Raw genomic sequence first — 14,519 nt, 5'->3', positions numbered from 1 at the left:
CATGAAGGAGATACCCCATGAACCGGCAAGCAATCGACGCGCTGCTGCAGAAGATCAACGACAGCGCCATCAATGAAGGCAACCCTCGCACCAGGCAGATCGTCAACCGGGTCGTGCGCGATCTGTTCTATACGATCGAAGACCTCGATGTGCAGCCTGACGAATTCTGGACCGCGCTGAACTATCTCGGCGACGCGGGCAAAAGCGGCGAGCTGGGCCTGCTGGCCGCGGGCCTCGGCTTCGAGCATTTTCTCGATCTGCGTCTCGACGAGGCGGAAGCGCAGGCCGGTATCGAGGGCGGTACGCCGCGCACCATCGAAGGGCCGTTGTATGTGGCCGGTGCGCCGCTGTCCGAGGGCCATGCACGGCTCGACGACGGCGCCGGCCCCGGCCAGACCCTGGTGATGCGCGGCCGCGTGCTCGGCGAAGACGGCAAGCCGCTGGCGAATGCGCTGGTTGAGGTGTGGCATGCGAACCACCTCGGCAACTACTCGTACTTCGACAAATCGCAACCGGCTTTCAACCTGCGCCGCTCGATTCGCACGGATGCCAGCGGCAACTACAGCTTCCGCAGCGTGGTGCCGGTCGGCTACAGCGTGCCGCCGCAAGGCGAGACCCAACGCTTGCTCGATCAGCTTGGCCGTCATGGGCATCGCCCGGCGCATATCCACTTCTTCATCTCGGCGCCGGGATTTCGCAAGCTGACCACGCAGATCAATATCGACGGCGACCCGTATCTGTGGGACGACTTTGCCTTCGCCACGCGCGACGGCCTCGTGCCGGCGGTTAAGCAGGCCGAGGGCGCAGAAGGCAAGCCCTATGGCGTGGACGGCAATTTCGCGCTGATCGATTTCGACTTCACGCTGTTCAAGGAGCGCGACAACCTGCCGGGCGCCGAAGTCGAACGTATGCGTGCCGAGGCTTGAGGCGCACACCAATTGTTGATTGGCCTTTTACCGGTCTCGCCGCGCGCCTGGCCGCGCAGCTGGGGCTGTATGACCGACACGGAGTAAGCGATGCTGTTTCACGTAGAAATGACTGTCAATCTGCCGCTCGATATGGATGCAGAGCGCGCGGCGCGGCTGAAGGCGGATGAGAAAGCGATGTCGCAGAAGCTGCAGGAGGAGGGTGTGTGGCGGCATCTGTGGCGTATCGCCGGCCACTACGCGAATATCAGCGTATTCGACGTCGAAAGCCCGGCGCAATTGCACGATGTGCTGAGCCAGTTGCCGTTGTTTCCCTATATGGAACTCGAAGTGCGCGCGCTATGCCGGCATGCGTCATCGATTCGTGACGGAGATCGTTGAGGGCATGTAACGCGACACGATATCGTCGATGTCCGCGAGCTCGTCCGGCGAGAGGTCGCGGCGTGGCAGCACCACAAAGGCCGTCCCACCTGAGAGCAGATAAAGACGTTCTGCGTCGTCCACTCGCGCGGTCAGTGTCCACCAGTTCAAGCGTATGGACGACGAACTCGACTCGCCGGTCACGCCCCTCTCGTCGAACGTCACCTGTTGCTGGCCGAGATACGGTATCGGGCCACGTTTTTTCAGCGAGGCAACCGCGCGCCGCATCACACGCCGCAGGATCATGGGGACGAACAGGGTCTGGATAGCGAATGTCAGCGCGGCGCCGGCAACGGCGAATCCGATCACGCCAGGCCATGGAGTTGCAACGTTGTCATGGGTTTGCCACCAATACCAGCCTACCAGTGCGCCGATCACGAGTGCGCCGGCGACGCTCTTCAAGCGCCGCTTCGCCATACGGCCCGTCGAATACATCACGATGTTGGCCGCGACGTAATCGTCCTCCGTCAAGGTGACGCAAATATGGAAAGGGAGCTGCGCTGAGCGATCGTTCATTTCGTGACACCCGTTACGGCACGTACAGATAGCGCACCAGGTGGAAAAATACCGGCGCGGCAAAACAGATCGAATCGACGCGGTCGAGCGTGCCGCCGTGGCCGGCGATCATCGAGCCCCAGTCCTTCGCACCGAGCGAGCGCTTGACGGCCGACAGCACCAGGCCGCCGACGAAACCCGCCAGCACAATGGCGAGCGACATCAGAAACGCCGCGCCGAAGCTAAACGGCGTGATGCGATAGAGCGCGGCGCCGCACAACGTGGCGAGCAGGCCGCCGCCAATGAAGCCCTCGACGGTCTTGGACGGACTCAGTTGCGGGGCGATCTTACGCTTGCCGAACAGTTTGCCGACCACATACTGGAACACGTCGCTGATCTGCACGACCAACAGGAAGAAGAACAGCAGCAGCGCGTTTTCGCCGGTGTAGTGCGGAATATCCAGAATCAGCAAGGCGGGTGCATAGCTGAGCCCATAGACGCACACCATCAGCGCCCAATGAATCTTCGCATTGCGGCTGAGGAATTCACGCGTGTCTTGCGTCAGTGCGGACACTAGCGACAAGGTGATGAACAGATGCACCGGCACGAAGATCGAAAACATCCCATACCAGTTCACCCACAGCAACAGATACTCGACCGGAATCGCAATGAAGAAAGCGATGAAGAGGGTGGTGTGATCGCTCGGCGAAGTGGGGGTGAGCGTGATGAACTCGCGCAACGCCAGATACGAAACGACCGCGAACACCAGGTAGGTGGCGGCCGGACCAAGGCCGATCGCAATCGCCATGATCGCGATCATCCCCCACCATGCGCGGATGCGCTGGTTCAGATTGGCGATGGTGGCGCTGCGCCCGCCATCGCGCCACGCGAGAATCGCGCCGATGGCCGAGGCAATCGCCAGAAAGCCGGTCACGCCGCCGACAAGTTCCCAGAACGCCGTTCTCATAGTGTGTCGTACCGTGTTTTATTGAGCGTGCAGGCCCGGACAAGCGCCGCAGGCGGTTGGTTTAGACCGCATGGCGCGCGGGCGAGAGTTCGACAATCGCATTGCGGGCGCGTTCGAGGAACGCTGCCTTGGTCTCGTCCGCCGCCAGTTTCAGCGCGCTGCCGAAATGCACCTTACAGATCAATGGCACCGGCCAGATCGCGCCCTTGGGCATGATGCGCTGCAAGTTCTCCAGATAGACCGGACAGAGCTCGAGCTCGGGAAACTCGCTTGCGAGGCGAAACAGGCCGCTCTTGAACGGCTGCGGCAGCGCCTCGGCGCTGCGTGTGCCTTCCGGGAAGATGATGATCGAGTGGCCCAGCCGCAGCGCTTCGCGGACCGGATCGAGCGGGTCTCCTTCGCCTTCGTGCTTGCGGTCGATCAGCACCACATTCAGCAGGTTGCCCGCAATATGCACCTTGGCCTTGCCGCGCTGCCAGTAGTCGCGCGCGGCAACCGGCCTCACCAGACTGCGTAGCTCGCCCGGCAACGCGGCGAGGATCGCCAGCGTGTCGACGTGGCTGGTGTGATTCGAGAAGTAGATTTTCTGTGTCGCATTCGGTGCGGCCTGATGCCAGACGGGGTAGGCGCCGGCGACCAGACGCACCACACCCAGTAGAAAATCGCGCTGCCATGCGTGCCAGATACTCATGCAATACGCCTTTCGAAACGATGCGCCGCCATGCGGCTCGCAGTAAGAGTGTTATGCGCGAGTTTCAATGTATGCCGTTTGCTCGAACGAATAACCGGCAATGGAAAAGCGCTGTGCCAAGCCTTCCAACCAGTTGCAAAGCGCGACAAAACCGCTAAGGGATTAGGTCGCGGAATTATGACGAGTTTTTGCGCCTTGCACCACATTGCTGTCCCGGGTAGCGGCATTCTTGACGTTTCGCCCTGTTTAAAAGACGATGTCGCTGTTTCACACGCACGCAAAACAACCTGTGTAACCGCGGCATAACACTTTACGCAGATTCATTTGGCATTTTTTGTCAAATCGGGTTGTTCCGCGGTTCGTCCTTCGGTTTGCGAATTATCCGGCAAGCTCGTTCAAGAGAAGTCAATAGACATGAGCGTATACGCACTCAAGCCGAAGTTTCAAAACCTGCTGCGCCCGCTGGTGCGGCGCCTCGCACAGGCGGGGGTCACCGCCAATCAGGTCACCATTGCGGCGGCGCTCGGCTCGATTCTGGTGGGGCTGGTGGCGGCGTTTGGGTTTCCGCTCGTGCGGCTCTTTCTACTGATTCCAGTCTGGCTGTTCTTGCGCATGGCGTTAAATGCGATCGACGGCATGCTGGCGCGCGAATTCGGCCAAAAGAGCGCCCTGGGCGCCTATTTGAATGAACTCGGCGACGTGTTTTCCGACATTGCGCTGGTTTTGCCGTTTCTGGTCATCCCTGCCTTCCATCCGGCGGATCTGTGGGCGTTTGCGCTAGTCGCGGTGATCGTCGAATGTGCGGGTCTGACCGGGCCGCTCGCCGGCGCTACGCGCCGTTATGACGGACCGCTAGGCAAAAGCGATCGGGCTGTGGCGCTCGGCGCATTCGGTCTGTGGATCGGCCTGGGCCTGGCGGTTGCGCCGTGGGCCGGGTGGCTGTGGCGCGCACTGATCGTGCTGTCGCTCGTCACCATCGGCAAACGCGTCAGTAACGGAGTGGCGGAGACACGTTAAACGCCGGGTCACCCTATCGGGCTCTGCATGGAGTCCTCTATTTGCAAAGTCCTCACAGCGATGCCCGCTCCAGAAACTTCCTGATCTCGAGAGAGTAGGCGCCAGGATGCGAGAACCTGAACATGTGACCGGTGCGCGGCATGATGACTTCCTGCGAACCGCTGATGCCCTTCAAGAGGATTCCCGCGGCTTCTTTGCCGATCAGCTTGTCTTCCTCGGGAGTCAGGATCAGCGTGGGGACATCGATCTTCTTCAGCAGGGCCGTATAGTCCGCCTTCTCGATCGAGCGCAGGCGGTTGACGTAGGCCTTATGCGGCGTCTCCTTGATGAAGAAGGCGCGACTCTTTCCGGTTGACCAAGGTATCTCCCCCTCCTTGTCAAACGACGAAGCCAACTGCGCTGCGTGGGCCCGAAGGGTTGCCTGGCGGTAAAACGGCCCGGGGAAGAACGCTACAAGCGCTGCCAGCGTCTTGAGCAGGGGCGAGGTGATCGGGCTCCTGGCAAAACCACCAGAAAGTACCAGGCCCTTCAGGCCCTTCGGCTGCCGCGTCGCAACCGCGATCGAGGAGACCGCACCGTACGAATCGCCAACTAACACATAGCTCTCGAGATCCTTCACCTGGTCAGCGATGAAGTCAGCCAATGTTTCCAGCTCGCGCACGTCGTCCGGCAAACGAAGGGTCCGCATGGGGCGGCTCTGCAAGTGGGTCAACTGATTAAGCTGCCACGGAGCCCCTGCGAAGCAAGGGATCATGACCAAGGTGGGCTCTGTTTTCATGGGGTACGCCTGGCGGGTTGAATAAACGACAACCGAACTCTAGGGGGCCCGAGGCATTTGATCCAATGGCATTGATACACCATGTCGATGCACAAGATTCATGGTCCCCTGGCCGCTCCACCGGCAGCAAGCCCCTGCCGGTGTTTAGTCGGCGATCATCATGTCCGTAATCCACTGAACCGCGGGTTCGTTGGCGCGCCCCAGCGCTCGAATAACGAGTACTTCCCAGGTTGGTAGCGCCAGGGGCAGCTCAAACAGGCTCAACTGCGCGGTCTCCTGCATCCGCACTGCGACTCGCTCGGCGATAACGGCAATCGATTCCGAAGCGCCGACCATGAACGGAACCGCCAGAAAGCTGGGGCAGGTGGCACTCACCTTGCGGGTACGACCAAGGCTCTCCAGCGCATCGTCGAGCGTGCCCCGCGTATCGCCGCGCGGCGAGACCAGGATGTGGGGCAGCCGAACGAAGTCATCCAGTTCCATGTGCAGCTTCTTGCCTCGCTTGACCAGAGCGGAGTGCCCCTTGCGCGCGACGCCGACGAAACGCTCCTTATGGACAAGCTGGCACTCGAAACGCTGCGGGATCTGGGCAAAAGAGCCCGACCCCAGCACGATGTCGAGATCGCCGCTGTCTAGCATGCGCAGAGAGGACTCCATATCGGCTGGTCTGAGCTTCAGCACGGCGCCCGGCGCCGCAGCCTGGATCCTGGCCAGAGCAGGGGAGATGATGGTCAAGATGGCGTGGTCGGTGGTTGCGATTGAGAGCGGCCCTTGCAAACGGCCTGGATCGAACGGGCCACGTGGACTGGCGACGAGCCTGACCGATTCGAGCACCGCCGCCACTCGCGGCATCAATTCGTTAGCCAGCGGCGTTGGCTCGATCCCGCGGGGGTGACGGATGAAAAGCGGATTGTCAAAAGCAATACGCAGCCTCGATAAGGCGTGGCTGGTTGCGGACTGGGACAAGTGCAATCTTTCGGCGGCGCGGCCGACGTGCCTTTCAGCCCAAAGCGCCTCGAGTACAACCAGAAGGTTGAGATCGAAACGCGTCAGATCCAGGGGTTTCATGCTGTACGGGCCTCTTCGTTCATCACTGGGTTTGCCACGACTATTATCCAGCCAACCGTGCCCCGGCCGACGCCGAATCGCAAGTTAAAGTATCCTTTAGCGCTTTGAGACTCTTCTTTTGCTTGCCACCATGCCCTCAATTCCCTTCGACGCGGTCCTGTTCGACTGCGACGGCGTGCTTGTCGACTCCGAACTGATTACTAACCGCGTGCTCTCGGAGATGCTGGGCGAACTCGGCTGGCAGGTCAGCGTCGAAGAAACCACTCGCATCTTCATCGGCAAGACGGTGCGCGACGAGGCGCCGCTGATCGAAGCGAACACGGGTTTTGCCATCACGGACGCGTGGCTCACGCAGTTTCGCGAACGCCGCAACGCAGCGCTCGAGCGCGAGCTGGTGGAAATCAGCGGTGCGGCCGCGGCCGTGCGCAGCCTCTACGAAGCGCTCGATGGCCGCATCGCGGTTGCCTCAGGGGCCGACCGGTACAAGGTCGAGATGCAACTGAAGAAAACCGGCATGTTCGAGTGTTTCGCCGGGCGCATCTTCAGCGGGCATGAAATGCCGCGCAGCAAGCCTCATCCTGACGTGTACCTTGCTGCCGCGCAGGCCCTGGGCGTGGACCCGAAGCGTTGCGCGATCGTCGAAGACACGGTGACCGGCGCGACGGCCGGCGTCGCAGCAGGCGCGACCGTATTCGGCTACAGCCCGGCCGGCCTTAGCCACAGCAGCCCCGAGGGTTTGCGCGAAGCCGGCGTCGCCAAGGTGTTCGAGAAGATGGAACACCTGCCGGCCATGCTCGCGCAGTGGCCGAGCGCATAGCCGCGCTTCCTTCTCACCCCCCGCTGCGTCTGGAGCCGGACCGATGAGCGACAACCCTGTGAGCGTGGGCTCAGAGGCGCAGGCCCTGATCGAGTGCGAGACGAGCTTGCTGCATGTCCGGCCGCCGGCCGGCTCGCGCCTTGTGTCCAAGCCACGCAAGCCGCTGCCCGAGATGCTGGACGACCTGCGGATCGCCCGCGCGATCCGCTTCATGGAGCAGGGCTCCGTGCAATTGAAGGACGTGGCCGAGCACGTCGGCCTGAGTCTGTTTCATTTTCAGCGCTATTTCAAGGACGTGATGGGCGAGAGCCCCGCCGTCTATCTGCGCCGCGTGAGGCTCGACGAAGCCGCGGTAAGCCTCTGGAACAACGATCTGCACGTCATCGAACTCGCCTTCACGGCCGGTTATGCGAGTCACGAAGCGTTCGTGCGGGCGTTCTATCGCCAGTTCGGTCTGGTGCCCACCCAGTACCGGGTGTTCTCGCGGCGCGCTTCGAGCCAGCCGCAGCCTGAGGATAGGGCGCGTGCGCAGAGCGTGCGGGTCAATCAGTTGCAGTCCTTACCGTTGCTGGCAGCACGCTTTTATGGCCCGTATGCGAATATCGAGGCGCACTGGAAGCGCTTTGCCACGGTGCTTCGCGAGGCCGGCTTGCCGCTTGAAAAGCTGCAAGCCGTTGGCATTGCGTACGACAGCCCGGAGATCACGCCGAACGAATTGATTCGCTACGATTGCGCGATTGTCGATACCGGCTTCGATCCCAAAGGCGCGCCCCTGACCGCGCTCAAGATTCCCGCCGCTACCTATGCGATGCTGGAACACCAGGCGCCGTATCAGGAGATTTTCGCGACCTACCGCGTACTGAGCATCACGTGGCTTGTCGGCGTGGCCAACCAATATGTCAACGAGGTCGTCAAGGCCTACGAACTATATCGCGAGCCGCCGTGGGACAACCTGGGTCAGCGGCAACGCTTCGATCTGACGCTGCCGGTGCGCAAGCTGAACTAGCGGCTCGGTCCGGGACCGGTCACGCAGTGCCGGACGCAGCCAGGCCCTATGCCTCAACCGAACGCCTACTTGACGCAACTCCGCAGCCAGCGGTGCGCCGGATCGCGCTCGGAACGGGGATGCCAGATCTGCGCCACGACCACCGGCTCGGTCGACACCGGCAAGGCAAACGTGAATATGCCTTCCCGGGCCCGTTCAGTCTGACGCTCCGCGACGTGGGCGACGAGGTCGGTCACGCGGCTCATGGCAGAGCGGCTCAGGTTCAGACGCTCGGCGGCTGCGGCTACGCTCGACTCGTGCAGCAGGACATCGAGCGCCAGCAGCAGATTCAGGTCACGCGTGGCCATGTGTTCAGAAAGGGGCGCCATGTTGCGCAGATTATGGCATGGGGGTAGGTGGCGTTTGGCGCAAGTCCGGAGTGCACACGACGCGCTAACCGGTTTGCGGGGCGTGGCCCTAAGCTGATCGTGCGTCCAATCTGTGACGTGCTATCCGAGGGGAACCGTCTTGAATGAATCGATCGAAACCGAACTGCATGAACTCGCGCAGGGATGCCGGGTCCTGCATATGGAAGGCCACGCCGATCTGACACGTGGGCATCTGGGCTACCGCGATCCGGCAGGGCGCGGCGTGTGGCTCAAGCGCTCGGGCATCGCGCTCGCGGAAGTGCGTGGGCCCGCCGATTTCGTGCTGCTCGACTGGAAGGGCCAGCGCCTCTCCGGTGAGGGCCGCATTTATAAGGAATGGCCGATCCACACGGAAATCATGAAAGCGCGGCCCGATGTGCGGGTTTGCGGACATAGTCATCCGTTCCATGCCACGCTGTTTTCCGCGCTGGATGTTTCGCTCGAACCGGTCACGAATGAAGCGGCATATCTGGGCGGCCCGCCGGGACGCTTCGAGATGACCACTGGTCTGATCGATACGCCGGCACTCGGCGCGGGTCTTGCCGAGGCGCTCGGCGCTGCCTCGACGGTGCTGATGCGCAATCATGGCATCACCTTTGTCGGGGGATCGGTCGCGCAATGCGTCTTGATGGGGCTGTTTCTGGAGCGGGCGTGCTGCTCGCAATTGACGCTGCTCTCCACTTCGCTGCCGTACCATTCGACACCGCGCGCCGAACTCGAAGCCAAGCTCGGGCAGATCCTCGACGCGCCGTTAGTGGCCAACTTCTGGGCGTTCTATCAACGCCGGTTCAACGCCGCCGATCTCGCATGGTAAGCACGTTAAGCACGTTGAGCACGTTAAGCAGGGAAAGGGCGCGAGGCAAACCAAACCATCTGCGACCGACCCACCTGCCGCCACCCTCAGTCCGCGCTCGTCCGCACGCAATTGCGTCCATCGCGCTTGGCGCGATACAGCGCCTGATCGGCCCGCCCGACGAGCGTGCCGAGGTCGTCGCCGGACAGACTCCAGGTGACGCCAATGCTGATCGTCACGCGCAAGGTCTCGCCGCCGACCGCGAACGGCGTGTTTTCCAGCGTATCGCGCAAGCGTTCTGCCAGTGAGACCGGCAGTATGAAATCGTTGTCCGTTTCGACAATCACGACAAACTCTTCGCCGCCATAGCGGTAAAGCGCGTCTGCGCTGTGCAACGCGCTTTGCAGGCGTTGCGCCATCCTTAGCAGTACCCGGTCCCCAGCGGCGTGGCCTAGACGGTCGTTGATCTGTTTGAAGTAGTCGATGTCGCACAACAGCAGCGCGATCTCCTTGCCATCGGCGAGCGCCCGCGCACCGTCCGCATCGAAGACCCGGCGATTCAGCAAGCCGGTCAGGTGATCCGTATCGGCCATGCGTCCAAGCCGTTGCAGCAGGGCGTCGCGCTCACGCTCGAGGCGCCGGCGCCGGCGGTTCGCCTGGCGCAGCGCCGCGCTCGCGTGCAGCAGGTCGCCAATCTCGCTGCGCGGCGCAACGGCCGCACCGCCCGGCCCGGATTCTGCGACGATGGCGCGCAGATGCGCAGTGACGGCCGCGAGCGGCCGGACGAGGCAGCGGTGCACCAGCACGCCCGCCACCGTGACGATGCCAAGGACCGTGGCGAGCGCCGCGCCGGTGACCCACAGCCACGCCACAGCGGTCTCGTGCAAGCGCTGGGCGCGCCGGGTCGCCGCGTCGAGTACCAGATCGGGGAGGGCTTCGACCGAGGCCATTCTCGGCACGTAGCGATCCGTGAATTCGCCGGGGGTCAAGGCCGTGGCGGGCCCTGGCATGCCTGCTCCCGCCGCAGCGTTCACACGCTGCACCATGGGCGCCTGAGCGGCCTGCGTGGCGGCCAGCGTCGCTTCAACGAGGTTCGCGCCCTGGGCGAGATCCTGGGCAATCGGCAGGCTGCGCAGCGCCGGTAAGTCGGCGCCGTCGCTGTAGTGCGCAAGCCGCGTGGTCATGAGGAACTGCAACTCGTCGATACGCCCCTCCAGGCGGTCGATCTTGCGCCGTTGCTGGCTGCTCAAACCTTGTTGCCGGAACAGGCCCACCGCCACGCACGATCCGGCCTGGCCGACCGACTCGCGCAGGTCGGCGGCAAATTGCGCAATCGCAATGTTATCGGCCAGCGATGGGTCATGGCGCACGATCGCGGCACCGGTGCGCACGTTGAGGCCGGCCAGCGGCGTCACGAGGGCGATCATGCCGTCCACCTGCTGCACCATGGTCTGTGGGTCGCGCCGGATGAGCGGCTCCGCGGCGAGGCGGTCGATCTGCCCGCGCCGCAGGCGCAGATCGCGGATCGTCTGGACGACGACCGGCGCTTCGTCGCTGGGTTGCCCGTCGGCGTTGCTGCTCAACAGGTCATGCAGATGGGCGAGCGCGCGGTCGCTGGCGGCGCGCTGGGCCGCGAGCCGGGCCCGCCAGATGGGTGCCTCGTCGGCATGCGCACCGAGCAGTCCGTTGGTGGGCCCGCGTTCCGCCGAGACCTCCCAGGCCGCCTTGATGCCCGCGTCGAGCCGAACGACTTGCTCGACGGTGAGGCGGCTCTGTGCAACCCGTTGCCAGCTACCTTCGAGCGAAGGCGCCGCGGCGAGTACGGCGCACGCCGCGAGAATCACGCAGGAGACCATCCAGAACAGGGGCGCGAGGCGAAGCGCGAAGCGGGGCGTGCCGCGAAGCCGAGTGTATCTTGCCATCTGGGTGTGCAAATAAGCCACGTGGTGCGGCGCAGTCCGACTGCTGGCGACACAAGTGCGAAGCCCTCAGCTGGTTATCGGCCTGCCGCCTGAAAAATTCAGTACGCATCGTGCGAAGTGCGGGCGGCCGCGTCTTATCCGGACCGTAGCAGGGCCGACGGAGGGGGGCGATTGACCTGCGAACGCGGTGTGCAACAGCGATGCCCACGAGCGGGGCGAGCAGGCTAAAGAGGCGGGGAAGAGAAGAGAGAAGCGAGGCAGCGATCGCTGCCTCGCCACGCAAAGAACGGGGCGTTCCTTGCGGAGTCGTTTACCGCAGCTTGGCCACGTCGTTGGCGTTGACCGTCGCGGCCGGATTGCCGAACTGTTTGGTCACGTAGTTGCTGAGCGCGGCGATCTGCGCGTCGGACAACTCGGTGGCAAACGCCGGCATGCCGACATCGTTCGCCCCCGCCTTGCGATGCACGCCGTGCAGAATGACCTGCACGAGATTGCCGGGATTGGACGCGCCCACCGTCGAGTTATGGAACAGCGGCGGATAGTACCCGTCCGGCGTGCCCTGGCCATGCGCCTGGTGGCAGGTCGCACAGTTGCCCAGATAGAGGCGTGCCGGGTCGAGCTGTTCGCTCAACGCGACACCGCGCAGCCGCGTCACGTCCGTGGCCGGCGCACCCCAACTGGAGCGCGAGTGCGCGGCGCCGTCGCTGACCGCGGGCACGGTGCGGATATACGTCGCAATCGCGTCGATATCCGCATCGCTCATATGCGAGAAGCTGTGCTGTACCGCTTCGCCCATCGGACCGGCCGCTTGTGCAAGGCCGGACACGCTGCCCGTCTGCAGGTACTGCACCAGTTGCGCCTGGCTCCATGAACCGATCCCGCTGTTCGGGTCTGAGGTGATGTTGTAGCCGTCCCAGCCCGCCAGCACCGAACCGCTCAGGAAGCCGCTGCCGCTTTCATCGAGCGCCTTCTCCTGCATGCCGAAGCCGCGCGGCGTATGGCAGGTGCTGCAGTGAGCGAGACCCTGCACCAGATAGGCGCCGCGATTCCATGCAACGCTCTGGTTCGGCTTGGCCTGGTACGGACCATTCTTGAGGAACACCCAGTTCCATACCGTGAGCGGCCAGCGCATGCTGAGCGGCCAGGGGATGTCGCTCGGCCGCTGCGGCTGGTTGACCGGCGCCACGCCGAACTTGAAGTACGCGTACAGCGCCTTCACGTCGTCATCGCTGATCTTCGCGTACGACACATACGGCATGGCCGGATACAGGTTGTGGCCGTCCTTGGCGACGCCTTTGCGCACCGCGCGGTCGAAGTCTTCGAGCGTCCACGTGCCGATACCCGTTTGCGCATCCGGCGTGATGTTGCTTGAATAGATCGTGCCGAGCATCGGCACCTTCAACGGCAGGCCGCCCGCGAATGGCTTGCCTTTGACGGTGCTGTGACAGGCCATGCAATCGCCGGCCACGGCGAGATACTCGCCTTGCTTGATGAGCGCGGCGTTGTTGGCGGGATCGGCTTCAGCAGCCGCAGCAGCCCGGGCGAACGAGGGCAGGGCCAGCGCGCCGGCCAGCAGAAAGAAAAAGGTTTTCTTCAGCACGTCAAACTTCCTTCTTCAACTGGTCTGCCATGCGCAGCGCCAGCGCGGCGATGGTCAGCGTCACGTTGACCGTGCCCACCGTCGGCATGGTCGCGCTACTGGAAATGAACAGGTTCGGATGGTCGAAGGTGCGGCAATCCTTGTCGACCACCGAGTTGCGCGGGTCGCTGCCCATGATGGTTGCGCCGGTGATGTGATTGTTCGGCGCGAACTCGTCCTGGAACTGGATGTCCGTGCCGCCCAGCACCTTGGCCGCCGTCGCATAGATTTCGCGTGTATGTGCGGCGCCGCGCTTCACGTAGTCGTCGATGCGGTAGGTGATTTCGGGGCGCGGAATGCCGATCGCGTCGGTCTCGGTCTTGCTCGGCACGATGCGGTTTTCCGGTGCGGGCAGGATTTCGTGGAAGCAGTCGAACTCCACGAAGCGCGCCGACTGGTCGCGAATCCGCGCATCGAGTTCGGCGGGTTTGAGCACCTTGCCTTCGGCAAAGATCTTCTGCGTTTCCTGATCGACGCGCGACAGGTTCGACAGGTGGATCTTCTTGGCGGCTTCGGTTGCGCGGAACGGGCCGTCGCGAAAGCCAATCAGCGAAGTCATTTCCTGCGGACCGCGGCCGGGCCACAGCTTCTCGTTCGCATAGAACGTGACGCCCGTGCCGGGGTGGTCCATCAGGTTGCGGCCCACCATGTCCGAGCTGTTACCCACGCCGTTCGGGAAGTCGTGGCTGGTCGACATCAGCATGATCTTCGGCGTTTCGATGCCGTTCGCCGCGAGCACGAAGTACTTGCCTTCCACGCGATGCTCGTTGCCCTGCGGGTCCTTGTACAAGGCCGCCGTGATCTGCTTTTGCGGGCCCACTTCGAGCTTGTAGACGACAGCGTTGTCGATCAGCTTCGCGCCGGCCTGCTCGGCCTTCTCTACGTGCACGATGCCGTTGTACATCGCGCCGATCGGGCAGATCGGCATGCAGTTGTTGTTGCCGCAGCAGGTGGGACGGCCGTCGTACGGACGGCTGTTGCGCGCCACCGGCTCGGTCACCACATGGAACTTCGGGTCGTAGCCGTTGAGCGCGCTCTTGATGGTCTGCTCGTTGTACGAGAGCGGCAGCGGCTGCATCGGGTACGGTTGGCTGCGCGGCGAGCCGAGTTCTTCATCGGACGGTCCCCACACGCCGAGTTCTTCCTCGGCGCGTTGATAGTAGTGCTCGAGATCGTCGTACTGGAGCGGCCAGTCGCGGCCCACGCCATAGACCGTCTGCATCTTGAAGTCGTTCGGCATGAAGCGCCACGCCGACGCAGCCCAGTGCCACGTCGTGCCGCCCACCGCGCGAATGTATTGCGAGTTGAATTTGTGCTCGCCCTTGAGGATCAGATAGTTGTTGGGCGGGCCGTACTCCGGGTGCGGCGCCCAGGCGCTCGACGGATACGGCGCGGAGTTATCGGACTTGTCGGGCTGATTGCGAAAGCGTTCGACGATTTCCCAGCGCGGCATGCGCGGACCGGCTTCGAGCAGGATCACGGATTTACCGGCGAGGGCGAGCTGGTGCGCGACGATCGCGCCCGCCACGCCCGAGCCTACGACGACAACGTCGGCTTGTTGAGTGTCGGCCAT

Annotated in this window: 15 protein-coding genes; 6 read left to right on the top strand and 9 right to left on the bottom strand. The window is 63.2% G+C overall.

Annotated elements, in window-relative coordinates; translation table 11 throughout:
- Window positions 1-17 precede the first annotated feature (17 nt).
- Complete coding sequence (catA, locus tag BLQ92_RS29110; RefSeq protein ID WP_090690018.1) at window positions 18-926, top strand: catechol 1,2-dioxygenase; 909 nt, start codon at window positions 18-20, stop codon at window positions 924-926.
- 90 nt (window positions 927-1,016) lie between these two features.
- The gene (gene catC, locus BLQ92_RS29105; protein WP_090690014.1) at window positions 1,017-1,307 is read left to right on the top strand and encodes a muconolactone Delta-isomerase; all 291 of its coding nucleotides are present in this window, start codon (window positions 1,017-1,019) and stop codon (window positions 1,305-1,307) included.
- On the opposite strand, the gene BLQ92_RS29100 is transcribed toward catC, so the two are convergent.
- The 3 genes from BLQ92_RS29100 to BLQ92_RS29090 form a co-directional block, all read right to left on the bottom strand.
- The gene (locus tag BLQ92_RS29100; RefSeq protein ID WP_090690011.1) at window positions 1,281-1,862 is read right to left on the bottom strand and encodes a YcxB family protein; all 582 of its coding nucleotides are present in this window, start codon (window positions 1,860-1,862) and stop codon (window positions 1,281-1,283) included. The two genes, catC and BLQ92_RS29100, sit on opposite strands and share 27 nt — an antisense overlap.
- A gap of 13 nt (window positions 1,863-1,875) precedes the next feature.
- The gene (locus BLQ92_RS29095) at window positions 1,876-2,808 is read right to left on the bottom strand and encodes a phosphatidate cytidylyltransferase (protein WP_090690008.1); all 933 of its coding nucleotides are present in this window, start codon (window positions 2,806-2,808) and stop codon (window positions 1,876-1,878) included.
- Window positions 2,809-2,869: 61 nt separating this feature from the next.
- A complete protein-coding gene (locus BLQ92_RS29090; RefSeq protein ID WP_090690004.1) occupies window positions 2,870-3,499 on the bottom strand; it encodes a lysophospholipid acyltransferase family protein in 630 nt (209 codons plus the stop codon).
- 414 nt (window positions 3,500-3,913) lie between these two features.
- On the opposite strand from BLQ92_RS29090, the gene BLQ92_RS29085 reads away from it, so the two are divergent.
- The gene (locus BLQ92_RS29085; RefSeq protein ID WP_090690000.1) at window positions 3,914-4,516 is read left to right on the top strand and encodes a CDP-alcohol phosphatidyltransferase family protein; all 603 of its coding nucleotides are present in this window, start codon (window positions 3,914-3,916) and stop codon (window positions 4,514-4,516) included.
- 52 nt (window positions 4,517-4,568) lie between these two features.
- On the opposite strand, the gene BLQ92_RS29080 is transcribed toward BLQ92_RS29085, so the two are convergent.
- The gene (locus BLQ92_RS29080; protein WP_090689997.1) at window positions 4,569-5,294 is read right to left on the bottom strand and encodes an alpha/beta fold hydrolase; all 726 of its coding nucleotides are present in this window, start codon (window positions 5,292-5,294) and stop codon (window positions 4,569-4,571) included.
- A 144-nt stretch (window positions 5,295-5,438) separates the two neighbouring features.
- Entirely contained in the window at window positions 5,439-6,362 is a 924-nt protein-coding gene (locus BLQ92_RS29075) for a LysR family transcriptional regulator (protein ID WP_090689994.1), read from the bottom strand.
- Between the two features lie 130 nt (window positions 6,363-6,492).
- Here BLQ92_RS29075 and BLQ92_RS29070 point away from each other — a divergent pair, with 130 nt between their 5' ends.
- Together BLQ92_RS29070 and BLQ92_RS29065 are read left to right on the top strand one after the other, a co-directional pair.
- Window positions 6,493-7,179, top strand: a complete 687-nt coding sequence (locus BLQ92_RS29070) for an HAD family hydrolase (RefSeq protein WP_090689990.1) — start codon at window positions 6,493-6,495, stop codon at window positions 7,177-7,179.
- 43 nt (window positions 7,180-7,222) lie between these two features.
- The gene (locus BLQ92_RS29065; protein ID WP_090689987.1) at window positions 7,223-8,185 is read left to right on the top strand and encodes an AraC family transcriptional regulator; all 963 of its coding nucleotides are present in this window, start codon (window positions 7,223-7,225) and stop codon (window positions 8,183-8,185) included.
- Between the two features lie 65 nt (window positions 8,186-8,250).
- Here BLQ92_RS29065 and BLQ92_RS41155 read toward each other — a convergent pair whose 3' ends face one another.
- Window positions 8,251-8,553: a type 2 periplasmic-binding domain-containing protein gene (locus BLQ92_RS41155; protein ID WP_143016681.1), complete on the bottom strand. Its 303-nt coding sequence runs from the start codon at window positions 8,551-8,553 to the stop codon at window positions 8,251-8,253.
- Window positions 8,554-8,692: 139 nt separating this feature from the next.
- Here BLQ92_RS41155 and BLQ92_RS29055 point away from each other — a divergent pair, with 139 nt between their 5' ends.
- Entirely contained in the window at window positions 8,693-9,406 is a 714-nt protein-coding gene (locus BLQ92_RS29055; protein ID WP_090689980.1) for a class II aldolase/adducin family protein, read from the top strand.
- Window positions 9,407-9,492: 86 nt separating this feature from the next.
- Here BLQ92_RS29055 and BLQ92_RS29050 read toward each other — a convergent pair whose 3' ends face one another.
- The 3 genes from BLQ92_RS29050 to BLQ92_RS29040 all read right to left on the bottom strand — a co-directional run bounded on the left by BLQ92_RS29050 (window position 9,493) and on the right by BLQ92_RS29040 (window position 14,519).
- Window positions 9,493-11,307: a GGDEF domain-containing protein gene (locus tag BLQ92_RS29050; protein WP_090689976.1), complete on the bottom strand. Its 1,815-nt coding sequence runs from the start codon at window positions 11,305-11,307 to the stop codon at window positions 9,493-9,495.
- 310 nt (window positions 11,308-11,617) lie between these two features.
- Window positions 11,618-12,907 carry a c-type cytochrome gene (locus BLQ92_RS29045; RefSeq protein WP_090689972.1) on the bottom strand — a complete coding sequence of 430 codons (1,290 nt, stop codon included), beginning with the start codon at window positions 12,905-12,907 and terminating at the stop codon, window positions 11,618-11,620.
- A 1-nt stretch (window position 12,908) separates the two neighbouring features.
- Complete coding sequence (locus tag BLQ92_RS29040) at window positions 12,909-14,519, bottom strand: GMC family oxidoreductase (RefSeq protein WP_090689968.1); 1,611 nt, start codon at window positions 14,517-14,519, stop codon at window positions 12,909-12,911.

Source organism: Paraburkholderia phenazinium (assembly GCF_900100735.1).
Classification (GTDB): domain Bacteria; phylum Pseudomonadota; class Gammaproteobacteria; order Burkholderiales; family Burkholderiaceae; genus Paraburkholderia; species Paraburkholderia phenazinia.
Note: the sequence above shows the minus strand (reverse complement) of the source record. Positions and strands in the feature narration are given on the sequence as shown.